The following is a 22,269-nucleotide window of genomic DNA, read 5'->3' as shown; positions in this document are numbered from 1 at the left end:
AGTCAGCGGGTGGCGGCCTGGATGGACTCCTCGGCTGCGGAGACCACGTGCTCCGGGGTGAAGCCGAACTTCTCCATCACCACCTGGCCGGCTGCGCTGGCACCGAAGTGGTCGATCGACACCGTGCGGCCCGCGTCGCCGATCAGGTCGCGCCAGCCGAAGGGGCTGGCGGCCTCGACGCTCACACGTGCCTTGACGGCGGCCGGCAGCACTTCCTCGCGGTAGGCGTCGTCCTGCTGCTCGAACCACTCACGGCACGGCATGGACACCACACGAGCCTTAACACCCTTGTCCGCCAAAGCCTTCCGGCCGGCGAGCGCGAGGCTCACCTCGGAGCCGGATGCGATCAGGATCACGTCGGGCGTGCCGTCGGTGTCGGCCAGCACATAGGCGCCGCGGGCCACGCCGTCGGCCGACGCGAACTCCTTGCGGTCCACGATCGGCAGCGCCTGCCGGGACAGGATCAGGCCGGACGGGTTGTCGAAGTGCTCCAGGATCGTCTTCCACGCGACCGAGGTCTCGTTGGCGTCCGCGGGGCGCACGACGGCCAGGCCCGGTATGGCGCGCAGCGCCGCCAGGTGCTCGATCGGCTGGTGGGTCGGGCCGTCCTCGCCGAGGCCGATCGAGTCGTGCGTCCACACGAAGGTGACCGGCAGCTGCTGGATCGCGGCGAGGCGCACGGCCGGGCGCATGTAGTCGGAGAACACCAGGAAGGTGCCGCCGTAGGGCCGGGTCAGGCCCTCGAGCGCGATGCCGTTGAGCGCCATGCCCATGGCGTTCTCGCGGATGCCGAAGTGCAGGGTGCGGCCGTAGGGGCCGCCCTTCCACTCGTTGGTCTGGCGGTCTTCGGGCAGGAAGCTCGGCTCACCCACCATCGTGGTGTTGTTGGACTCGGCGAGGTCGGCCGAGCCGCCCCACAGCTCCGGCAGCACCGGCGCGAGCGCGGTCAGGATCTTGCCCGACGCCGCCCGGGTGGCGATGCCCTTCGGGTCCGGCTCCCAGGTGGGGAAGGCGCCCTCGAAGTCGTCGGGCAGCTTGTGCGCGAGCAGCCGGTCGAGCAGCTTGGCACCCTCCGGGTTGCCCTCCCGCCACTTGTCGAAGCCGGCCTGCCACTCCTTGTGCAGCTGCGCGCCGCGGTCCTTGACCTTGCGGACGTGCTGCAGCACCTCGTCGGACACCTCGAAGTTCTTCTCCGGGTCGAAGCCGAGCAGCTTCTTGGTCGCCGCGACCTCTTCGTCGCCGAGGGCGCTGCCGTGCGCCTTGCCGGTGCCCTGCTTGGTGGGGGCGGGCCAGGCGAGGATCGTGCGCAGTGCGATCAGCGACGGCTTGTCGGTGACCTTCTCGGCGGCCTCGATCGCGGCGAGCAGCTCGTCGACGTTCTCGGTGTAGGTCTTGCTGTTGCTGTCGGGTGCGTCCCCGGTGCGCCAGTCGACGGTCTGCACGTGCCAGCCGTACGCCTCGTAGCGCTTGGCCACGTCCTCGCTGAACGACACGTCGGTGTCGTCCTCGATCGAGATCTGGTTCTGGTCGTAGAACGCGATCAGGTTGCCGAGCTGCTGCTGGCCGGCGAGCGAACCGGCTTCTCCCGACACGCCTTCCATCAGGTCACCATCGGAGGCGATCACCCAGATGCGGTGGTCGAACGGGCTGGTGCCGGGTGCGGCGTCCGGGTCGAACAGGCCGCGCTGGCGGCGCTGCGCCATCGCCATACCGACCGAGGAGGCGATGCCCGAGCCGAGCGGGCCGGTGGTGATGTCGACGCCGTCGGTGTGCCCGAACTCCGGGTGGCCCGGCGTCAGCGAGCCCCAGGTGCGCAGGGACTCCAGGTCCTTCAGCTCCAGGCCGTAGCCGGAGAAGAACAGCTGGATGTACTGCGTCAGGCTCGAGTGCCCGGCCGACAGCACGAAGCGGTCGCGGCCGATCCAGGTCGGGTCGGACGGGTCGATCCGCATGACCTTCTGGTAGAGCAGGTAGGCCAGCGGCGCGAGGCTCATCGCGGTGCCCGGGTGACCGTTGCCGACCTTCTGCACCGCGTCGGCCGCGAGGACTCGAACGGTGTCGACCGCGCGCACGTCGGTCGGGGTCCAGCCGGCATTGGTGGCGATCGGCTCGGACAGGGACGCGTCACGTCCCGTGGTGGTGGCTGAGGTGTCCTGGCTCACGACGGACTGCTCCTTCGAGGGAAGTCGACGATGGTTGACTTTTCGCCACGAGCCTAGACCCGCGGCCGGCACCCGCGCAGGGTGGTCAACGACCGGATACCCGCTGCCCAGAGGCGGTATTCACGCGAGCTAGACTTGCGATCGCCGTATGGCGAAACGACCTGCACCACCGCAGCGACGAAAGAGACTGAAGACACGTGACCGCGATCGAGCCGCGCCCGGCCGGCGGCCGAGCCGACGCCGAACGCGGCACCCGCGGAAAACGTCCGGTTGGCACGGTGATTCGCGACTACGTCTCGCTCACCAAGCCCCGCATCATCGAGCTGCTGCTGGTCACGACGTTCCCGGTGATGTTCCTCGCCGACCGCGGCGTGCCGTCACTCTGGCTGATCCTGGCCACCCTCGTCGGCGGATCGCTGTCGGCGGGCTCGGCCAACGCACTCAACTGCTACCTCGACCGCGACATCGACCGGTTGATGCACCGCACCGAGGGCCGGCCGCTCGCCACCGGCGCGATCAGCCCGCGGGCCGGTCTGACTTTCGGCCTGGTGCTGGGCGTGGTCTCCGTGCTGTGGCTCGGGCTGCTCGTCAACTGGCTGTCGGCGGCGCTGTCGCTGGCCGCGATCGTGCTCTACGTCGGCTTCTACACGCTGCTGCTGAAGCGTCGTACCTCGCAGAACATCGTGTGGGGCGGCGTCGCCGGATGTATGCCGGCGCTCATCGGCTGGTCGGCGGTCACCAACTCGCTGAGCTGGTCGGCGGTCGTGCTCTTCCTGATCGTCTTCTTCTGGACCCCGCCGCACTACTGGCCGCTGTCGATGCGTTTTCGCGACGACTACGCCAGCGCCGGGGTGCCGATGCTGCCGGTGGTCGCCGAGGACGTCGCCGTCGCCCGCCAGGTCGTCATCTACAGCTGGGTGACCGTGCTGACCACGCTGGTGCTGGTGCCGGTCGCCGACATGGGCGTGATCTACACCGCGGTCGCGCTGATCGCCGGAGCGGTGTTCCTGCGCGAGGCACACGTGCTGCTGACCAAGGCGCGGGCGGGCGCGTCATACGCCGTACTGAAGCCGATGCGGTTGTTCCACTACTCGATCAGCTATCTGACGCTGGTCTTCGTCGCGGTCGCAGTCGACCCGCTGCTGCACATCTCGCTGCACTGACCACCTCCGGGACCGATGGCGGCCCATCGAATCCGCCGGGCAGGGTGGACTTTTCAGGAACGCAGGGTAGCCTTCCCTAACGTTCCAGATAGCCATCCGAAGGTCGTCCATGTCACTCGTCTCCGAGATCCTCGCCGGCCGGCAGTTGCCGGCCGTGGAAGCCAGCCAGGCCGATGCGGACACCTCGGCGACATCGCTCGCCGGGCTGCGCGTCGGTGACGAGGCCGCCGTGACCGGTTTCGCCGCTGCGGCACCCGCCGCGACCACCCGCCGGCTGCATGACCTGGGATTCGCGCCCGGCGCGCCGATCAGCGTCATACGCAAGGCACCACTCGGTGACCCGATCGTCTTCCGGGTGGCCGGCTACGAGATCGCGCTGCGCCGGGAGCAGGCGAAGCTGATCCGCGTCGACGCCTGATGGCGCACCACCACGGCGGCACGGCGGTCAAGGTCGCGAGCGGCACCACGCGAGTCGCCCTCGTCGGCAGCCCCAACTCCGGCAAGACCACCCTCTTCAACGCACTGACCGGGCTGCGTGCCAAGACCGGCAACTACCCCGGCGTCACCGTCGCCCGCTTCGAAGGGTCGGTCCGCACCACCGACGGCGAGATCGTGCTGGAGGACCTGCCGGGCACCTACAGCCTGGACGCGATCAGCCCGGACGAGCAGATCGTCACCCAGGTCCTGGACGGCGAGGACCTCTCCGTCGCCACCCCGGACGCCGTGCTCGTCCTGCTCGACGCGACCACTCTGCGCCGGTCGCTCGGTCTGCTGGCGCAGGTGCTGCAAGTGGGTCTGCCGACCGCCGTGGTGCTCACCTTCGGTGACGAATTGGCCCGCAGGCAGGGCGAATTGGATGTGCCCGCGTTGCAGCGGGCGCTCGGTGTGCGGGTCATCCCGGTGGTCGCCGGCACGAGAGACGATCTCGGCGTCCTCCGCGAAGAGCTGGCCCGGCCGGACTCCTGGCAGGCCCCGATCGTGCCACCGCCGGTGGACAGCACCGAACTGCGCGAATGGGCCGACTCGGTGCTCGACACGGCCGGTTACCGGCTGCCCGAGGCCGACCGCCGCACCGCGCGCATCGACTCGGTGCTGCTGCACCCCGTCTGGGGCACCGCGGTGTTCTTCGTCACGATGTTCGCCTTCTTCCAGGTCATCTTCACCCTCGCAGCACCACTACAGGACCTGGTGCAGGCCGGCTTCGACTGGCTGGCCGGGGTGATCGCCGACAACGTGCACGGCCCGTTCGGCGGATTCTTGTCCAGTGCGCTGATCGGCGGCGTGGGCAGCGTGCTGGTCTTCCTGCCGCAGATCGTTCTGCTGTTCTTGATGATCGCCGTGCTCGAGGGCAGCGGATACCTCTCGCGGGCGGCGTTCCTCATGGACCGGATCATGGCCCGCGCCGGGCTCGAGGGCCGTGCCTTCGTGGCCTTGCTGTCGGCGCTCGCCTGCGCCATACCGGGCATCATGGCGACCCGCTCTCTCCCGTCGGCGCGCGACCGGATCGCCACCATGATGGCCGCACCGCTCATGACCTGCTCGGCGCGGCTGACGGTCTACGTCCTGCTCGTCGGGCTGCTCGTCGACCCGTCCACCCGGTTCGGCCCGGTCGGTGCGCAGGGCCTGGTGATGTTCTGTCTCTACCTGGGTGGCGCGCTGGCCGCGATGGGCACGGCGTGGCTGTTCAAGAAGTTCACCGGCCGGCACGGGCCGGTGCTGCCGTTCTACATGGAGATGCCGAGCTACCGGCTGCCGCGCGCACGCTCGGTCGCGGTCGCCGTGTGGGACGCCGCGAAGGGCTTCCTGAGCAAGGTCGGTCGCATCATCCTGGTCGTGACCATCGTGCTCTGGTTGCTGCTCAATCTGCCCGCACGCGGGACCAGCGACTTCCGCGCGGCGGGGATCAACCCCGACGACACGACGGCCACCTCGTCATACGTGCTGGACCACAGTTTCGCCGCGGACGCCGGCCGCGCCGTCGAGCCGGTTTTCGAGCCGCTCGGTTTCGACTGGCGGATCAATGTCGGTGTGCTGGCGTCACTCTCGGCGCGCGAGGTCTTCGTGGCGACGCTCGGTCAGGTCGCGGCCGCCGACAACCCCGACTCGCCCACGACCGCCCTGCAGCAGATGCAGACCCCGGACGGGCACGGGGGAGAGCGCAAGCTCTTCGACGCTCCCACCACGGCCGCTCTGCTGACCTTCTTCCTCTTCGCGCTGCAGTGCATGTCGACGATCGGCGTGATGCGACGCGAGACCGGCACGTGGAGGTGGCCGGCGATCGCGTTCGGCTACATGTTCGCCCTTGCCTGGACGATGGCGTTCGTCGTGCACTCGGTCGTCTCGGCGGTCGCCTGATGGTCGCACTGCACCCGGAGCCGATCGCTGCCGATCCCAGGTCGGTGCGCTGGGTGACCGGCGCCGACGTGACGCCGTTCGTCGGCCCGGTGCGGCACGCGGCGCCGCCGCTGGAGGCACTGGTCGAGAACGGTACCGTCGAGTCACTGTGCTGTGAGAGCGACGCCGTGGTGGTACGTCTCGGCGCCGGTCACGACTGGCGTACGACGGGGGCGTCCGTCCGCTCGACGCTGCGCGAAGCTCTCACCGATCCGCAGCATTGGGAAGCGGATTCGGCCGATCAATGGAGCGACGATGCCAGGCTGGAGGCCGCCGCGCGGGAGGTGATCGCCGGCCCGGCCGGTGACTACGTGCGCTCGCACGGCGGCCAGGTGTGGCTCGAGTCGGCGCGCGGTGGCCGGGTCGAGATCGGATTCGCCGGCACCTGTTCGCACTGCCCTGCGGCGGGTTTCACCTTGCAGCATCGCATTGCTGCCGCCATTCGCGAGCGCCACCCGGGCGAGATCCAAGTGGTCGCCGCCCAGCTCGAGGCGTCCCGGCGTCAGCGGTGGCTGACGCTGCGCCGACGCTGATCGCCGGCCTCTTCTGCTTCGTCCATCGGGGCGGCCAGCTCGACCGGCCGCTCGCGCAGGCTCAGCACCGCCCAGGTGGTGGCGATGACCAGCAGGCACGCCAGGATCATGTGGATCTCGACCAGCCCGGCCGGCACCTCGAGGAAATACTGGGTGTAGCCGACGACCCCCTGCAGCACGATCACGCCGAGGACCGCACCCCACGCCCGCGGCGCACGGGTGTGACGCGCCACCAGCAGGGTCGCGATCAGCATCGCGACCACCAGGCCGGTGAGCAGCATGACAGTGTCGGCGTGCAGCCATGCGACCGTGCGCACGTCGAAGGACAGGCGGGCCGGGTTCTCCGCGTCGTCGCCGGAGTGCGGCCCGGAACCGGTGACCATGGTGCCGAGGAAGAGCACGACGAGCAGCACCGCACTCGTCACGATCGACAACCAGCGAATCTCACGCGGCACCAACGGATTCGGGGTGCCGTCGCCTTCGCGAGCTCGCCATACCAGCCAGGCTGAGGCCGAGACGAGCACCATCGAGGCAAGGAAATGAGTGGCAACGATGGCCGGGTTCAGGCCGGTGCGCACCGAGATGCCGCCGACCACCGCCTGGACGGCGATGCCGAGCAGGATGCCGACGACCGGCGGCCACAGGCCGCGCCGGCGGGAGCCCTTGCGTTGGTCGACGATGACCGCGATCAGCAGTGCCAACGCGACGATGCTCACCACGCTCGTCAGGGAGCGGTTGCCGAACTCGATGTACTTGTGCCACGACTGTTCCTGCTGCTTGGTCGGCGTGAGCGAACCGGGCACACACTGCGGCCAGTCGGGGCAGCCGAGGCCGCTCGCGGTCAGGCGGACCAGCCCACCAGTGGCGACGATCAGCACCTCGACGAAGAGGTTGAGCCAGAACAGTCGGCGCAACCAGAGCGCGAGCCCGGTCGAACGCTGCACCGGCGGCAGGATGCCGCGGGTAGGGGCGGGGGCGTCGGGCATTACTTGTCGTCCCATCGGAAGAATGTGGCGGTCAGGGCAGTAGCGGCCAGTCCCCAGAGAAGCAGGACCAGGATCGGCAGCAGCAGCGACCCCTCATGGCCGGTCAGCGCGTCCCGCAGACCGTCGCCGAGCGCGCCGGACGGCAGCAGCCGCACCACGTCCCCGACCATGCCGGGCAGCTTCGCCGTGGGGTAGAGCAGCCCGCCGGCAGCGGCGAAGATCACCCACAACAGGTTGGCGACCGCGAGCACTGCCTCTGCCCGCAGGACCCCGGCGAGCAGGAGCGCGATGGCCACCCAGGTCCAGGTGCCGAGCAGCATGAGCAGCGCCCCGACCAGGATGCCGCCGAGGTTCGGTTGCCAGCCGAAGAGGGCGCCGAGCACGCTGAGCAGGATCGTCTGGAGCACGACGACCACCAGCACCGCCAGCGCCTTGCCGGCAAGGAGCCCGGAGCGGCCGAGGGGAGTCACTCCAAGCAGGCGCAGCACGCCATACCGTCGATCGAAGCCGGTGGCGATCGCCTGCCCGGTGAAGGCGGTGGAAACGACCGCCAGCGCGAGCACGCTGGGTACGACGATGTCGATGCGGCGGCCGGGACCGAGGTCTGGCGTGCTGCTGACGGCCAGGCCGATCAGCGCCATGGCCGGCAAGATCAGCGAGACGAGCAGTTGCTCGCCGTTGCCGAGCAAGGTGCGGGTTTCGAACGCCGCCTGGGATCGGACGCGCACGGCGGGGGAACTCATCTGCTGGCCTTCGGAGCGCGGGTGAGGGCGAAATAGCTGTCTTCGAGGCCGGTGGCGCCGCCGACCTCCGCCACCGTCCCGTCGGCTACGACGGCCCCGGACGCGACGATGATCACCCGGTCGGCCAGGCGCTGCGCCTCGTCGAAGGAGTGGGTGGTGACGACCACGCAACACCCGCGGTCCCGGGTCGAGCGCACCAGGTCCCAGACGTCCAGACGGGCGTGCGGGTCGAGCCCCGCGCTCGGTTCGTCGAGGAAGACGACCTCGGGCCGGCCGACCAGTGCAGCAGCGAGCGCCACCCGCTGCCGTTGCCCGCCCGACAGTCTTCGCAATGATGTATGACGGAAGTCGTCGATGCCCAATTGGTCCACCAGAGAAGGCAATTCGCCGGGCGTTCCGTAGAGGGCCGCGATGTGCTCCAGGAGACGCAGCGGTTTGACCGAGCCCGGGAGGCCGCCGTCCTGCAGCATCACGCCGACCCGGCGGCGATGGTCCGCGTCGGCTCGCCACGGGTCGGTGCCGAGCACGCGCACCACTCCTGAGTCGGGGCGGCGCAGCCCTTCGGCCATCTCCATGACTGTGGTCTTGCCGGCACCGTTCGGGCCGAGCACGCAGGTGATCGCCGCTTCGGGAGCCGCCCACGACATTGCGTCGAGTGCTCGCCGGCTGCCGTAATGGTGCGTCACGCCGTCGACGACGACAGGCGGAACGGGAGCGGTCACAACGGGAAATTGTAGGTCGTGCCCGGTTGACGGTTTGCGCAAGGCCCACGCGGGACAACCCGTGCCCGGGGTAAGGCGTCCATACTGGTGTCAGGGCTCACATCAGGGGCGCTGTACCGGATTGAGGGGAAGTCCGTCATGCAGGTTCTTGGCAAGTTCGCAGCAGTCACCACCGTCGCGCTCGGGTCGGCAGCACTCGGCAGCGCGGCGACCGCCGCGCCACCGACCGCGCAGGGTGTGCCGAGCGTGGCCTCCGCCGCGTGCACCCCGAGCCAGGTCCTGGCCCGGATGAGTCTCGAGCAGCAGGTCGGGCAGATGTTCATGGTCGGCACGCCGGCGACCGGCGCCAACGCCACGGCACTGGGCCTGATCACCAGCAGGCATATCGGCAACATCATGTTGACCGGGCGGAGCACCGGTGGCACCGCGGTGCCGGCGAGGACGGTCGCGGCGTTCAAGGCGAAGGTCAACTCCGCCAGCACCTCATCGGTGCCGTTGCTGGTCGCCACCGACCAGGAGGGCGGTTATGTCCAGGTGCTGCAGGGCAGCGGGATCGACAGGATGCCGACAGCACTGACGCAGGGCACCTGGCCGTCCGCGACGCTGCGCAGCAGCGCCGCCCGATGGGGCGGCCAACTGCGGGCAGCCGGGGTGAACATGAACCTCGCGCCGGTCGCCGACACGGTTCCGCAGGGCCGTTACAACCCGCCGATCGGCTATTACGACCGCGAGTACGGCTACAACACCGACCGGGTCGGGCGGGCCGTCGTCGACATCCTCAACGGCCAGGAGTTCCAGGGTCACGTCGCGGTGACCGGCAAGCATTTCCCCGGTCTCGGGCTGGTTTCGGCCAACACCGACACCACCGCCACGGTGGTCGACAACTCGATCTCCAAGACCTCCGGCTACGTCACCCCGTTCAAACAGCTCATCAACGCCGGGGTGCCGACGATCATGATGTCGTCTGCGTTCTACAACAAGATCGACAGCAGCAGGCAGGCGGTCTTCTCCGGGCCGGTGATGAGCTGGCTGCGGTCGCTCGGTTTTCAGGGCGTGATCATGACCGACGACTTCGGCAACGCCAAGTCCGCGACCCGGTGGTCGTACGCCGCCCGTGGCACTGTCTCGATCAACAACGGTGTCGACCTGATCCTGTCGGTGAACCCCGCAGCGGTCGCGCCGATGTATGACGCCGCTCTGGCCAAGGCACGCACCGACGGCGGCTTCCGCGCCAAGGTGACCGCCGCGGCGCAGCGGGTGCTGGCGATGAAGCAGCGCTTCGGGTTGATGCCTACCTGCTGAGCCGCTTTCGGGCGCATCGCCCAAGTTAGGTAAGCCTGGCTGGATCGCCGTCGGGGAATTACGTCACACTGATGTTGTGTTTATCCCCGCCGGCGACGTCGGCACGCGTGATCGCGTGCTGCGCACGATCTCCGAGCGCGGCCCGATCACGGCGGCTGAGCTCGGAGAGTCGCTCGGCCTCACCCCAGCAGCGGTACGCCGTCATCTGGACTGCCTGTCGCACGACTCGCTGGTCGAGGAGCGGGACCAAAGTGGCAACGGCGAACGCAAGCGGGGGCGCCCGGCCCGCGCGTACGTGTTGTCCGACACCGGCCACGCGCAACTGCGTGGCGACTACGACACTCTCGCGACCGACGTGCTGCGCTTCATGCGCGACCACGCCGGCGGCGCGGCGGTGCACGAGTTCGCGCGCAAGCGGGCCGAGACGCTCGCCGGCAAGGTCCGTCCCGCGGTGGACGCAGCCGGTTCCGATATCGACGAACGCACGGCGGCCCTCGCCGAGGCGCTGACCGAGCAGGGGTATGCCGCATCGACCCGTCCGGTGGGGAATGGCACCCCGCTGGCGGGCGTTCAACTGTGTCAGGGGCACTGTCCCGTGCAGCACGTCGCCGCCGAGTTTCCGCAGTTCTGCGAGGAAGAAGCCAAGGTCTTCTCGGCCACCCTCGGCGTGCACGTCCAACGGCTTGCCTCGCTCGCGCACGGCGACCACGTGTGCACCACATTCGTTCCGACGCCCAATGCCCAAGCGACTGAAAGGGATTCGCGATGAGCACCATCGAAGAGCTCAACCCAGGACTGAAGGACATCGGCCGCTACGAGTACGGCTGGGCCGACAGTGACGTCGCCGGTGCCAGCGCCAAGCGCGGTCTGGGCCCCGAGGTGGTCCAGGACATCTCGCAGCGCAAGAACGAGCCGGAGTGGATGACCAAGCGCCGGCTGAAGGCGCTGAACCTCTTCGACAAGAAGCCCATGCCGTCGTGGGGCTCGGACCTGACCGGCATCGACTTCCAGAACATCAAGTACTTCGTGAAGTCCACCGAGAAGCAGGCCGCCAGCTGGGAGGACCTGCCCGAGGACATCAAGGCCACCTACGACAAACTCGGCATCCCGGAGGCAGAGAAGCAGCGCCTGGTCGCCGGCGTCGCCGCGCAGTACGAGTCCGAGGTCGTCTACCACCAGATCCGCGAGGACCTGGAGGAGAAGGGCGTCATCTTCGTCGACACCGACACCGGCCTGCGTGAGCACGAGGAGCTCTTCAAGGAGTACTTCGGCTCGGTGATCCCGGCCGGCGACAACAAGTTCGCCGCGCTCAACACCGCGGTGTGGTCCGGCGGCTCGTTCATCTACGTGCCGAAGGGCGTGCACGTCGACATCCCGCTGCAGGCCTACTTCCGGATCAACACCGAGAACATGGGCCAGTTCGAGCGCACCCTGATCATCGCCGACGAGGACTCCTACGTGCACTACGTGGAGGGCTGCACCGCGCCGATCTACAAGTCGGACTCGCTGCACTCGGCGGTCGTCGAGATCGTGGTCAAGAAGGGCGCCCGGGTGCGCTACACAACCATCCAGAACTGGTCGAACAACGTCTACAACCTGGTCACCAAGCGCGCGACCTGCGACGAGGGCGCGACCATGGAGTGGATCGACGGCAACATCGGCTCCAAGGTGACGATGAAGTACCCGGCGGTCTTCCTGCTCGGCGAGCACGCCAAGGGCGAGACCCTCTCGATCGCGTTCGCCGGCGAGGGCCAGCACCAGGACGCCGGCGCCAAGATGGTGCACGCGGCGCCCAACACCAGTTCCACCATCGTCTCCAAGTCGGTGGCCCGTGGGGGCGGCCGCACGTCATACCGCGGTCTGGTGCAGGTGCTCGAGGGCGCCGAACACTCCAAGAGCTCCGTCGTGTGTGACGCGCTGCTGGTCGATCAGATCAGCCGCTCGGACACCTACCCCTATGTCGACGTTCGCGAGGACGACGTCCAAATGGGCCACGAGGCAACGGTTTCCAAGGTCAGCGAGGACCAGATGTTCTATCTGATGTCCCGCGGTCTGTCCGAGGAGGAGGCCATGGCGATGATCGTGCGCGGCTTCGTCGAGCCGATCGCCCGGGAGCTGCCGATGGAGTACGCCCTCGAACTCAACCGCCTCATCGAGCTGCAGATGGAAGGTGCCGTGGGCTAATCCCCACGAAGTTCGCCATACAGCTCTTATCGGAAGGACAAAGTTGAACTCGCTGTTGACGTCTGGTCCGCAGACGCACACCGACCCGGCCGCACAGGTCGGGCTCGTGCCCGAGCAGTCGCGCGCCGAGCGCCGCACCTCCTTCGAGGTGGCGGACTTCCCGGTGCCGCACGGCCGCGAGGAGGACTGGCGGTTCACGCCGGTCGACCGCCTGACCGCGGTGCTGGCCGACGAGCCCGGTGACTCCGACGCGCTGACCGTCGAGGTCTCCGACCCGTCGGTGGTCGGCAAGCCGCTGGCCGTCGGGGAGGCCCCGCGCGGCACCGTGCTGGTGCCCGGCGACCGGGCGTCGGTGGTGGCGAGCGCACAGAGCAGCAAGGCGCTGCACCTGAAGCTCGCGGCCGACACCGAGTACGACGCGCCGATCCGGGTCGCCGTGCATGGCGCCGCCGGGAAGCGTTCGACCGGGCACGTGGTGATCGAGGCCGGCACCCACGCCAAGGGTCTGGTGATCATCGAGCACACCGGGTCCGGCGAGCACACCGCCAACGTCGAGATCGTCGTCGGCGACGGCGCGAACCTCACCGTGGTGAGCCTGCAGCAGTGGGACGACGACGCCCATCACCTGGCGCAGCACGAGGCGCAGGTCGGTCGCGACGCGACCTACCGGCACATCGCCGTCACCCTCGGCGGTGCGATCGTGCGACTGAACTCCAACGTCAAGTACGCCGGGCCCGGTGGCGAGGCCACCTTGCTCGGGGTCTACTTCGCCGACGCCGGTCAGCACCTGGAGCACCGTACGTTCGTCGACCACAACGCGCCGCAGTGCACCTCCTTGGTGACCTACAAGGGTGCGCTGCAAGGGGATTCGGCCCACTCGGTGTGGGTCGGCGACGTCCTCATCCGGGCCGAGGCCGAAGGCATCGAGACCTACGAGCTCAACCGCAACCTGGTCCTCACCGACGGCGCCCGCGCCGACTCGGTGCCCAACCTGGAGATCGAGACCGGCGAGATCGCCGGTGCCGGCCACGCCAGCTCGACCGGCCGATTCGACGACGAGCAGTTGTTCTACCTGCAAGCGCGTGGCATCCCTGAGGTGCAGGCCCGGCGGCTGGTCGTGCGCGGCTTCTTCGCCGACGTGATCAACAAGATCGGCGTGCCCGAGGTCGTCGACCCGCTGATGGCGGCGATCGACGAGGAGCTCGCCGCAAGCCCGGAGGCGCGAGCGAACGCATGAGTGCCGAGGAGTCCGTCCAGCTGACCGAAGACTTCGTTCGCGTGTGCGCGGTCGAGGAGCTGCCGGTCGAGACCGCAGCACTGGCCGAGATCAACGGGGTGCCGGTGGCGATGGTGCGCGACGACCAGGGTGTCGTGCACGCGGTCAACGACATCTGCAGTCACGGCCAGGTCTCGCTGTCCGAGGGTGACGTCGAGGGCTGCACGATCGAGTGCTGGCTGCACGGCTCCCGCTTCGACCTCAACACCGGCGATCCGACCGGGCTGCCCGCCACCCAGCCGATCGCTGTCTATCCCGTCATCGTCCAGGACGGCGACGTCTACGTCTCCGTCTCCGTCCCCGCAAGCTGAAGAAGAGAGTGCCAAAAGATATGTCAACGCTGGAGATTCGCGACCTGCACGTTTCGGTGGACACCGAGCAGGGCAGCAAGGAGATCCTCAAGGGCGTCAACCTGACGGTGAAGTCGGGGGAGACTCACGCGATCATGGGCCCCAACGGCTCCGGCAAGTCGACGCTGGCCTACAGCATCGCTGGCCACCCGAAGTACACCGTGACTTCCGGCACCGTCACGCTCGACGGTGAGGACGTGCTGTCGATGAGTGTCGACGAGCGCGCCCGGGCCGGGCTGTTCCTCGCGATGCAGTACCCGGTCGAGGTGCCCGGCGTGACCGTGTCGAACTTCCTGCGCACCGCCAAGACCGCCGTCGATGGCGAGGCGCCGAAGCTGCGCACCTGGGTCAAGGACGTCAAGCAGTCGATGAACGATCTGCGCATGGACGAGGGCTTCGCCGAGCGAGGCGTCAACGAGGGCTTCTCCGGTGGCGAGAAGAAGCGCCACGAGATCCTGCAGTTGGAGCTGCTGAAGCCGAAGATCGCCATCCTCGACGAGACCGACTCCGGCCTCGACGTCGACGCGTTGCGCGTGGTCTCCGAGGGTGTCAACCGCGCCAAGGACGAGACCGACGCCGGCGTGCTGTTGATCACCCACTACACGCGCATCCTGCGCTACATCAAGCCTGACTTCGTGCACGTCTTCGTCGACGGCAAGGTCGCCGAGGAGGGCGGCCCGGAGCTCGCCGAGCGGCTCGAGGCCGAGGGATACGACCGCTTCCTCCCGGCAAAGGCAAAGGCCTGATCCGAATGCCCGACCTGGACGTCGAAACGTTGCGGCAGGACTTCCCGATCCTGTCGCGGACGGTGCGCGACGGCCGCCCGCTGGTCTACCTCGACTCGGGGGCCACGTCGCAGAAGCCGACCCAGGTGCTCGACGCCGAGCGTGACTTCTACGAGCAGCACAACGCCGCAGTGCACCGCGGCGCGCACCAGCTCGCCGAAGAGGCCACCGACGCGTTCGAGGGTGCCCGGGTCACCGTCGCCGACTTCGTCGGTGCCCGTCCCGACGAGGTGATCTTCACCAAGAGCGCGACGGAGGCGATCAACCTGGTCGCCTACGCGTTCAGCAACGCCTCGGCAGGCGGCGATCTCGGCATACCCGAGACACCCGCGACCGACCGGTTCCGGATCGGCCCCGGTGACCAGATCGTGGTGACCCAGATGGAGCACCACGCCAATCTGGTCCCGTGGCAGGAGCTCGCGCGGCGCACGGGTGCGTCGCTGCGGTGGCTCGACGTGACCGACGGGGGAGAGCTCGACCTGGGCAACCTCGACGAGGTCGTCACCGAGCGCACCAAAGTGCTTGCATTCGCTCATGTTTCGAATGTCGTAGGCACGATCAACCCGGTCCGCGAGCTGGCCGACAAGGCGCGCTCGGTCGGTGCGATCACCGTGCTCGACGCGTGCCAGTCGGTGCCGCACCTGCCCGTCGACTTCGACGAGCTCGGCGTCGACTTCATGGCCTTCAGCGCGCACAAGATGCTCGGGCCGTATGGCGTGGGCGTGCTGGTCGGCCGGGCCGAGCTGCTCGCCGCGATGCCGCCGTTCCTCGGCGGCGGGTCGATGATCGAGACGGTGCTGATGGACCACTCGACCTACGCGGCTCCGCCGCAGCGGTTCGAGGCGGGCATCCCCAACCAGTCCCAGGCGGTCGGCCTGGCCGCCGCGTGCGACTACCTGTCGCAGGTCGGTATGGATGCCGTCGCGGCGCACGACCGGGAGATCACCCAGGCGGTGCTCGACGGTCTGGCGGCCCGCCCGTGGATCCGGGTGCTCGGTCCGTTGGACGCCGAAAAGCGCACTGGCAGTGTGGCTTTCGTGGTCGACGGTGTGCATCCGCACGACGTCGGCCAGGTGCTGGACGACTCCGGAGTCGCCGTCCGCACCGGGCACCACTGCGCGTGGCCGCTGCACCGCGCGCTCAGGGTGCCGGCGAGCACTCGCGCGAGCTTCGGCCCCTACACCACCGCCGACGAGGTGCAGGCGTTCCTGGACGCGCTCGACCGGGTGCCGAGCATCTTCGGGGTGGCGGTCTGAGATGGATCTCTACCAGGAGTTGATCCTCGACCACTCCAAGCGGCCGCAGCACGCCGGCCTGCGCGAGCCGTATGACGCGCAGACGCATCACGTCAACACCACCTGTGGTGACGAGGTGACCCTGCGGGTGCACCTTGCCGGGGACGGCCCGGATGCTCGCGTCGAGGACGTGTCCTACGACGCGGTCGGCTGCTCGATCTCCATCGCGTCGGCATCGGTGCTCGCCGAGGAGGTCATCGGTCATACGGTCGCCGAGAGTCTGCACACCTTCGACGCGATCCGCTCGATGCTGACCTCGAAGGGCGAGGATCCCGGCGACGAGGAAATCATCGGCGACGCCGTGGCGTTCGCCGGAGTGTCGAAATACCCGGCGCGAGTCAAGTGTGCCCTGCTGCCGTGGACGGCATACACCGATGCGCTGGCCCGCGCCGGCGTCGACATCGCCGACGCATCCGCAACGAAGTCTGGAGTGTAGAGATGACTGACGTGTCCACCCCGCCGAACGTGGCGGACGTCGAGGAAGCAATGCGCGACGTGGTCGACCCCGAGCTCGGCATCAACGTCGTCGACCTCGGACTGGTCTACGGCATCACCGTCGACACCGACAACCACGCGGTGCTCGACATGACCCTGACCTCGGCGGCGTGCCCGCTGACCGACGTCATCGAGGACCAGACCGCCGCCGCGCTCGAGGGCCTGGTCGAATCGCATCGCATCAACTGGGTCTGGATGCCGCCGTGGGGTCCGGACAAGATCACCGACGACGGCCGCGAGCAGCTGCGGGCGCTCGGCTTCAACATCTAAGAGCGGGCGGTCGCCCGGACCGGCCACTCGTCCACGTCAGGCGGACTTGTCCCGTCACGAGGGACTGGTCACGTCAGAAGGGGACTTGTCACGTGTTCTAGCACGTGACAAGTCCCCTTTGTACGTGACAAGTGAGCCCGGACGTGACGAGTGAGCTTGGACGTGACGAGTGAGCCCGGACGTGACAAGTCAGTCCGGTATGACGCAGCCGGTCACCAGCGATGCGCGACGTCGATCACCAGCCGCTGGCCTGCCGCGTCCTGGATCACGAACGCACGCATCGGCAGTCGAGCCCGGACGCCGAGCCCGAGGGTGGTCTCGCCCTCGAACGAATCGACATACGCCACCTGCCGGAACGTCTGGTAGCCGGAGACATTGACCGCATGCATCGGATCGGCCGGTCGATAGGTTGCCCGCCCGCTGCCGTCGTATGCCGGCGCCCACAGGTTGATCTGCAGGTCCGCAGCACCGGCGAGCGGGACGGGTGTGCCGGGGGTCCCGGTGACCGCGCTGACGTAGCGGACCGAGTAGCCGACGCTGCGGTCGTAACCGGAGAGGTCGACGACCAGCCGGTCGAAGCAGGCCTGCCGCCCGGCCCGGACGTTGCGCACTGTGTCGGTCGACATCGGACTGGCCGTTTTGGCGCCCGAACCCCACGTGATGCCGCAGTATGGCGCGGCGTCCGCCGGACCGGCGGTGCTCAGCGGCACCAGCGCTCCTGCGGCAAGGACGGCGCTGACGGCGGCCGCGCGCAGACGCGGGCGGCGTTGGATGGCGTGTGACATGACGGATCCCCCTCCGTAGGGCCCGCCGCCGCGCCTCGTCGAACCAGCCCCCTGGTGGACGCGACGGTCAGGCAACTGTGATGTGCCGCTCAGTCTACTTCCAGGTCGGCCACGACGGGCGGACTTCGGCTACTCGACGTTTGCCACGTCGAAGGTGTTGCACTGGTTGATGTCCCCGGAGTCGTAACCGGTCTTGAACCACTTCTGGCGGGCCGCCGACGAACCGTGCGTCCAGGTCTCCGGCGTCACCCGGCCCTGTGCCTTCTGCTGGATCCGGTCGTCGCCGACCGCGGCGGCCGCCGACAGCGCGGAGTCGATGTCCTTGGAGGTCAGGGGCTTCAGCAGCGGGTCGATCTTGACCTTGTCCTTCTTGGAGCCATCGGCGTACGCCGCCCAGACGCCGCCGAGGCAGTCAGCCTGCAACTCGGTGCGCACCGAGCCGGACTGCTCACCCTGTGGGTCCTGCTGAGCGCGACCGAGCAGGCCGAGGATGTCCTGGACGTGGTGGCCGTATTCGTGCGCCAGCACGTACTCCTTGGCGAGCTGGCCGCCGTCCGAGCCGTACTGGCTCTGCAACTCCTGGAAGAAGCCGGCATCGACATACACCTGCTTGTCGACCGGGCAGTAGAACGGACCCATCGCGCTGCTCGCCTGACCGCAGCCGGAGGAGGTCGAGCCGGAGTAGACGATGGTTTTGGCGGGGGAGTACTGCTGCTGGGTCGCGGTGGGCAGGTAGACCTTCCAGAAGCCCTCGACGCTGGCGACGGTCGCCTTGATCAGGCAGGTGTCGTTGTCGTTGGCCTGCTTGCCGGTGGTGCACTGGTCGAGCTGCTGCTGGATCGAGTCGTTGCCGGGATCGATCTGGTTGCCACCGTAGGGGTTGTTCGGGTCGGAGTTGATCTGCCCGGCGCCGCCGGCGCCACCGGTCCCGGAGTTGGGGTCGCCGGTGATGTTGCCGCCGAACAGCACCATCAGGATCATCAGGATGACGCCGCCGATGCCGCCGACCGCGATCCCGCCCGGCATCATTCCGCCACCGAGGCCACCACCTCCGCCTCCGCCACTGCCGCCACTACCGACGTTGCCGCCACTGATATCGGCGTTGTCGTTGAACGTCACGCGAGGTTCCTTCCGTCAGCGGCCATGGCGCGGATAACCGGTCGTGGCACCACACCTATCGCGCGTAGACTAGCGAGTCGAGAGCTGGAGGCGCCTGATCCGCGTGTCGTATGACGAGAGCGGCGGGCGCCGCTGCATGCCCGGAGCGTGCCGGGATGTCGTCGGGAAGGATTGAAGGTAGTGATCACCGCACAGGGGATCGAGCTGCGTGCGGGATCGCGAATCCTGCTGGACAACGCCACCTTCCGGGTCGCGCCCGGGGATCGCGTCGGACTGGTCGGCCGGAACGGCGCGGGCAAGACCACGCTCACCAAGGTGCTTGCCGGCGAGGGGCAGCCCGCCGCCGGCACGGTGACCGCGAGCGGTGAGGTCGGTTATCTGCCGCAGGACCCGCGCACCGGTGACCTGTCGATGATCGCGCGCGACCGCATCCTGTCCGCCCGTGGCCTCGACGTCGTGATCCGCGACCTGCGGGCCGCCGAGACCGCGATGGCCGACGAGGACGACGAGCGCCGGGAGCGCGCGATGCGCCGCTATGCCCGGCTGGACGCGGAGTTCCTCGGCAAGGGCGGATATGCCGCAGAGTCCGAGGCCGCGTCGCTCGCGTCCTCGCTGGGTCTGCCGGCGCGCATCCTCGACCAGCCGCTGCAGACCCTCTCCGGCGGACAGCGCCGCCGGGTCGAACTGGCCCGCATCCTCTTCTCCGGCGCCGAGACCCTGCTGCTCGACGAGCCGACCAACCACCTGGACGCCGACTCGATCGTCTGGCTGCGCGATTACCTCAAGACCTACTCCGGTGGGCTGATCATCATCAGCCACGACGTGGAGATGCTGGACACGGTCGTCACACGGGTGTTCCACCTGGACGCCAACCGCGGCGAGCTCGACCTCTACAACGTCGGCTGGAAGGCCTACCTGCAGCAGCGGGAGACCGACGAGCGACGCCGCCGCCGGGAGCGGCAGAACGCCGAGAAGAAGGCATCGGCGCTGCTCGCCCAGGCAGAGAAGATGCGCTACAAGGCGACCAAGGCCACCGCCGCGCAGAACATGATCCGGCGCGCCGAGCGCATGCTCGACGGCGCGGAGGGCGGCCGCCAGCAAGACCGGGTGGCCAAGTTGCGTTTCCCGACGCCCGCTGCTTCGGGCAAGACGCCGCTGACCGCCGAGGGGCTGTCGCGGTCCTACGGGTCGCTGGAGATCTTTACCGACGTGGACCTGGCGATCGACCGAGGCTCCAAGGTGGTCGTGCTCGGCCTCAATGGCGCCGGCAAGACGACCCTGCTGCGCATCCTGGCCGGGATCGACGACCCGGACACCGGCGCCGTCATACCCGGTCATGGGCTGAAGCTCGGCTACTACGCCCAGGAGCACGAGAACCTCGACCTGGACCGGTCCGTGCTGGACAACATGAAGTCCGCGGCGCCGGACCTGGGGGAGACCGACACCCGCAAGGTGCTGGGGTCGTTCCTCTTCAGCGGGGACGACGTCGACAAGCCCGCGCGGGTGCTGTCCGGCGGTGAGAAGACCCGGCTTTCCCTTGCGCTGCTGGTGGTTTCCGCGGCCAATGTGCTGCTGCTCGACGAGCCGACCAACAACCTCGACCCGGCGTCGCGCGAGGAGATCCTGGCCGCACTGCGCGGCTTCGAGGGTGCCGTCGTGCTGGTCACCCACGACGCCGGCGCGGTCGACGCGCTCGAGCCGGAGCGGGTGCTGCTGCTGCCCGACGGCGTCGAGGACCTCTGGGGTCCGGACTACGCCGACCTGGTCGAGCTCGCCTGAGCGCCGAGCGGCGCGCGAGCCGAGTGCTACGTCGCCCCGGCTACTCGCGACCGGCCGCCGCTGCCCGGCGAGCGCGGTGGGCCGCCGCTTTCACCCGGTTCTGGCATCGAGTGGAGCAGAACTGCCGGCCACTGTTGCGGGAGGTGTCGACATACACCCGGTCGCATCGATCGGCGGCGCACACGCCCAATCGACCGATCTCGTCGACGCCCAGGGCCATCGTGAGTCCGGCTGCGAGGCCGGCCGCCCAACCTGGACCGAAGCGGTCGTTGGGGCCGTGGAAGTGCAGGTGCCAGGTGCCGTCCGCGCTCTCGTTCAGCTGGGGTCGGGCGCCGGTGGATACCAGCAGGGCGTTGGTATGGCGAGCGGCCCCCGCCTCATCACCCGCGGCTGCCGCGTCGAACACCGCGCGCACCCTGGGCACGACCTCGAGCAGGATCTCGGCGTCCTTCGTCGAGACGGTGGGACGCCGCTCGAAGGTCAGCGCCGCCGCGACCGCGTCCGGCAGGGCACGACCTGAAGGGAGTGCCACCTCGTGGCCGCCGTCGAGACCGGGCGTGAGCGCATTGGTCAACCGAACGCCGACCGTCAGCAAGCGTTCGACATGACTGTCGAATCGCACTTGACCAGTCACCTCCAGGCTGAGTAGCGTCACTTTCCGTGACTGGTGAGAGTGTAAACGACAGTTACTCGCCAAAAATCCTCGCGACGTGGCGTGTCCTGCCAAGACCAGTGCGCGCTCTGCTCGTCGCCCGGATGATCAACCGGATCGGCGGCTTCTCGATGGCGTTTCTCGCCGTCCTGCTCACCGAGTCGTTGCATGCCTCCGTGTGCACCGCCGGCCTCGTCGTCGCCGCCTTCGGCCTGGCGACCATCCCGTCCCGACTGGCCGGTGGATGGCTGCTGGATCGGATCGGTGCCCGCCCGACGATCCTGCTCGGTCTGACCGGCTGCGCCGTGGCGCAGGTGGTGCTGGTAGCTGCGCCGAACGTTGCGGTGGCAGCGGTGGGTGCGATCGGCCTTGGGCTGGCCTACGAACTCATCGAACCGGCGACGCAGGGCATGATCGCCGACGTCAGCGACGAGCGCACCCGGCCGGCGTTGTTCGGGCTGCTCTTCGTCTCGATGACGGTCGCGGCCGTCCTTGCCGGTGGTATGGCGGCGCTCGTCGCCGGCTGGGACCTGCGCGTGCTGTTCGCAATCGACGCGGTGACTTGTGTCGCGTGCGCGCTCGTGGTGCGGATGTTCCTGCCGCCCGGTGCCCGGCGGCCTGCCGATGTGACGGTCCGGGTGGCGCCCTGCCGAGACCGGCGGCTCATGATCGTGTCACTGGTGGGCTCGGTGTTCACCACCGTCTACATGACCGCGATCTTCGGCCAGCCGCTCACGATCGCTTCGCGCCAGGCGGGGCTCTGGGTGATCGGTGCCAGCACGGTCGTCGCTGCCGTTGCGGCAGTGCTCGCGCAACCGCTTCTGAGGCGCCCGAAACTTAGCGCCGACAACGGAGTCCGCGCGTTGGTGCTCGGCTATTTGCTCCTCGCCGGCGCACTGGTCCTGCTGGGGTTCGCACAGCAGCCGGCGCTCTTCTTCATCGCTGCGGCGGTCTCCGCAGTGGCCGACGTTTTGCTGATGGGTCACCTTTACGCGACCGTGTCGGCGCTCGCCCCAGCCGGCGGATCGGGCCGTTACCTGGCCATCTTCGGGCTCAGCTGGGGCATCGCCACCACCGTCGCGCCGCTGGTCATCGGTGTCACCCTGCCATGGCACGACGGGCGAGTCCTCTGGTTCGGCGCGGCTGTGGTGAGCCTCGCACTCGCCGGCGTCCAGCCTCGGGTGACGCGGGTGGTGCGCGACCTCCGGCATACAAACGCCGGGAGCGTTGTTGGTGCTGACGCCTGAATGGGCCCGATCACGACAAGGAGCACC

At 68.7% G+C, this 22,269-nt stretch carries 22 protein-coding genes; 15 read left to right on the top strand and 7 right to left on the bottom strand.

The genetic code is table 11. From position 1 onward, the window contains the following. Positions 1 to 2: 2 nt before the first annotated feature. Positions 3 to 2,162, bottom strand: a complete 2,160-nt coding sequence (gene tkt, locus N2M23_RS15375) for a transketolase (protein WP_265446641.1) — start codon at positions 2,160 to 2,162, stop codon at positions 3 to 5. A 197-nt stretch (positions 2,163 to 2,359) separates the two neighbouring features. Between tkt and N2M23_RS15370 the strand changes: the two genes are divergently transcribed. From N2M23_RS15370 to N2M23_RS15355, 4 genes are all read left to right on the top strand, one after another. Continuing rightward, positions 2,360 to 3,325, top strand: coding sequence for a heme o synthase (locus N2M23_RS15370; RefSeq protein WP_425270248.1), 966 nt, complete (start codon positions 2,360 to 2,362; stop codon positions 3,323 to 3,325). 109 nt (positions 3,326 to 3,434) lie between these two features. Then, a complete protein-coding gene (locus tag N2M23_RS15365; RefSeq protein ID WP_265446640.1) occupies positions 3,435 to 3,743 on the top strand; it encodes a FeoA family protein in 309 nt (102 codons plus the stop codon). After that, positions 3,743 to 5,680 carry a ferrous iron transporter B gene (feoB, locus tag N2M23_RS15360; RefSeq protein WP_265446639.1) on the top strand — a complete coding sequence of 646 codons (1,938 nt, stop codon included), beginning with the start codon at positions 3,743 to 3,745 and terminating at the stop codon, positions 5,678 to 5,680. Before N2M23_RS15365 ends, feoB begins: the two co-directional genes overlap by 1 nt. A 53-nt stretch (positions 5,681 to 5,733) precedes the next feature. Beyond that, entirely contained in the window at positions 5,734 to 6,252 is a 519-nt protein-coding gene (locus N2M23_RS15355; RefSeq protein WP_265446638.1) for a NifU family protein, read from the top strand. Here the strand turns inward: N2M23_RS15355 and N2M23_RS15350 are convergent. From N2M23_RS15350 to N2M23_RS15340, 3 genes are read right to left on the bottom strand one after another with little or no spacing between them, the layout of a single operon-like run. Beyond that, entirely contained in the window at positions 6,222 to 7,253 is a 1,032-nt protein-coding gene (locus N2M23_RS15350; RefSeq protein WP_265446637.1) for a COX15/CtaA family protein, read from the bottom strand. The genes N2M23_RS15355 and N2M23_RS15350 overlap by 31 nt on opposite strands. Further along, positions 7,238 to 7,981: an ABC transporter permease gene (locus tag N2M23_RS15345; RefSeq protein WP_265446635.1), complete on the bottom strand. Its 744-nt coding sequence runs from the start codon at positions 7,979 to 7,981 to the stop codon at positions 7,238 to 7,240. The genes N2M23_RS15350 and N2M23_RS15345 overlap by 16 nt, the downstream gene beginning before the upstream one ends. Next, positions 7,978 to 8,628, bottom strand: a complete 651-nt coding sequence (locus tag N2M23_RS15340) for an ABC transporter ATP-binding protein (RefSeq protein WP_265446987.1) — start codon at positions 8,626 to 8,628, stop codon at positions 7,978 to 7,980. The genes N2M23_RS15345 and N2M23_RS15340 overlap by 4 nt, the downstream gene beginning before the upstream one ends. A gap of 213 nt (positions 8,629 to 8,841) precedes the next feature. Here N2M23_RS15340 and N2M23_RS15335 point away from each other — a divergent pair, with 213 nt between their 5' ends. The 9 genes from N2M23_RS15335 to N2M23_RS15295 all read left to right on the top strand — a co-directional run bounded on the left by N2M23_RS15335 (position 8,842) and on the right by N2M23_RS15295 (position 16,660). Beyond that, positions 8,842 to 10,005: a glycoside hydrolase family 3 N-terminal domain-containing protein gene (locus N2M23_RS15335; RefSeq protein ID WP_265446634.1), complete on the top strand. Its 1,164-nt coding sequence runs from the start codon at positions 8,842 to 8,844 to the stop codon at positions 10,003 to 10,005. Between the two features lie 76 nt (positions 10,006 to 10,081). Beyond that, entirely contained in the window at positions 10,082 to 10,774 is a 693-nt protein-coding gene (locus tag N2M23_RS15330; protein WP_265446633.1) for a helix-turn-helix transcriptional regulator, read from the top strand. Beyond that, entirely contained in the window at positions 10,771 to 12,189 is a 1,419-nt protein-coding gene (gene sufB, locus N2M23_RS15325) for a Fe-S cluster assembly protein SufB (RefSeq protein WP_265446632.1), read from the top strand. Before N2M23_RS15330 ends, sufB begins: the two co-directional genes overlap by 4 nt. Positions 12,190 to 12,232: 43 nt before the next feature. Beyond that, positions 12,233 to 13,426 carry a Fe-S cluster assembly protein SufD gene (sufD, locus tag N2M23_RS15320; RefSeq protein ID WP_265446631.1) on the top strand — a complete coding sequence of 398 codons (1,194 nt, stop codon included), beginning with the start codon at positions 12,233 to 12,235 and terminating at the stop codon, positions 13,424 to 13,426. Then, a complete protein-coding gene (locus tag N2M23_RS15315) occupies positions 13,423 to 13,776 on the top strand; it encodes a non-heme iron oxygenase ferredoxin subunit (protein WP_265446630.1) in 354 nt (117 codons plus the stop codon). Before sufD ends, N2M23_RS15315 begins: the two co-directional genes overlap by 4 nt. Before the next feature lie 20 nt (positions 13,777 to 13,796). Continuing rightward, the gene (gene sufC / locus N2M23_RS15310) at positions 13,797 to 14,561 is read left to right on the top strand and encodes a Fe-S cluster assembly ATPase SufC (protein ID WP_265446629.1); all 765 of its coding nucleotides are present in this window, start codon (positions 13,797 to 13,799) and stop codon (positions 14,559 to 14,561) included. 5 nt (positions 14,562 to 14,566) lie between these two features. Continuing rightward, the gene (locus N2M23_RS15305) at positions 14,567 to 15,856 is read left to right on the top strand and encodes an aminotransferase class V-fold PLP-dependent enzyme (RefSeq protein WP_265446628.1); all 1,290 of its coding nucleotides are present in this window, start codon (positions 14,567 to 14,569) and stop codon (positions 15,854 to 15,856) included. A 1-nt stretch (position 15,857) separates the two neighbouring features. Beyond that, positions 15,858 to 16,331, top strand: a complete 474-nt coding sequence (sufU, locus tag N2M23_RS15300) for a Fe-S cluster assembly sulfur transfer protein SufU (RefSeq protein ID WP_265446627.1) — start codon at positions 15,858 to 15,860, stop codon at positions 16,329 to 16,331. A 2-nt stretch (positions 16,332 to 16,333) separates the two neighbouring features. Further along, positions 16,334 to 16,660 carry a metal-sulfur cluster assembly factor gene (locus N2M23_RS15295; RefSeq protein ID WP_171158087.1) on the top strand — a complete coding sequence of 109 codons (327 nt, stop codon included), beginning with the start codon at positions 16,334 to 16,336 and terminating at the stop codon, positions 16,658 to 16,660. Between the two features lie 212 nt (positions 16,661 to 16,872). On the opposite strand, the gene N2M23_RS15290 is transcribed toward N2M23_RS15295, so the two are convergent. Together N2M23_RS15290 and ypfJ are read right to left on the bottom strand one after the other, a co-directional pair. Then, complete coding sequence (locus N2M23_RS15290) at positions 16,873 to 17,445, bottom strand: AMIN-like domain-containing (lipo)protein (protein ID WP_265446626.1); 573 nt, start codon at positions 17,443 to 17,445, stop codon at positions 16,873 to 16,875. Positions 17,446 to 17,574: 129 nt separating this feature from the next. Continuing rightward, positions 17,575 to 18,564, bottom strand: a complete 990-nt coding sequence (ypfJ, locus tag N2M23_RS15285; protein WP_265446625.1) for a KPN_02809 family neutral zinc metallopeptidase — start codon at positions 18,562 to 18,564, stop codon at positions 17,575 to 17,577. A 180-nt stretch (positions 18,565 to 18,744) separates the two neighbouring features. On the opposite strand from ypfJ, the gene N2M23_RS15280 reads away from it, so the two are divergent. After that, a complete protein-coding gene (locus tag N2M23_RS15280) occupies positions 18,745 to 20,343 on the top strand; it encodes an ABC-F family ATP-binding cassette domain-containing protein (protein ID WP_265446624.1) in 1,599 nt (532 codons plus the stop codon). 40 nt (positions 20,344 to 20,383) lie between these two features. Here N2M23_RS15280 and N2M23_RS15275 read toward each other — a convergent pair whose 3' ends face one another. Then, positions 20,384 to 20,965 carry a CGNR zinc finger domain-containing protein gene (locus N2M23_RS15275; protein WP_265446623.1) on the bottom strand — a complete coding sequence of 194 codons (582 nt, stop codon included), beginning with the start codon at positions 20,963 to 20,965 and terminating at the stop codon, positions 20,384 to 20,386. A 110-nt stretch (positions 20,966 to 21,075) separates the two neighbouring features. On the opposite strand from N2M23_RS15275, the gene N2M23_RS15270 reads away from it, so the two are divergent. Further along, entirely contained in the window at positions 21,076 to 22,242 is a 1,167-nt protein-coding gene (locus N2M23_RS15270) for an MFS transporter (RefSeq protein WP_265446622.1), read from the top strand. Positions 22,243 to 22,269 lie beyond the last annotated feature (27 nt).

Source organism: Flexivirga meconopsidis, assembly GCF_026162425.1.
GTDB lineage: Bacteria > Actinomycetota > Actinomycetes > Actinomycetales > Dermatophilaceae > Flexivirga > Flexivirga meconopsidis.
Note: the sequence above shows the minus strand (reverse complement) of the source record. Positions and strands in the feature narration are given on the sequence as shown.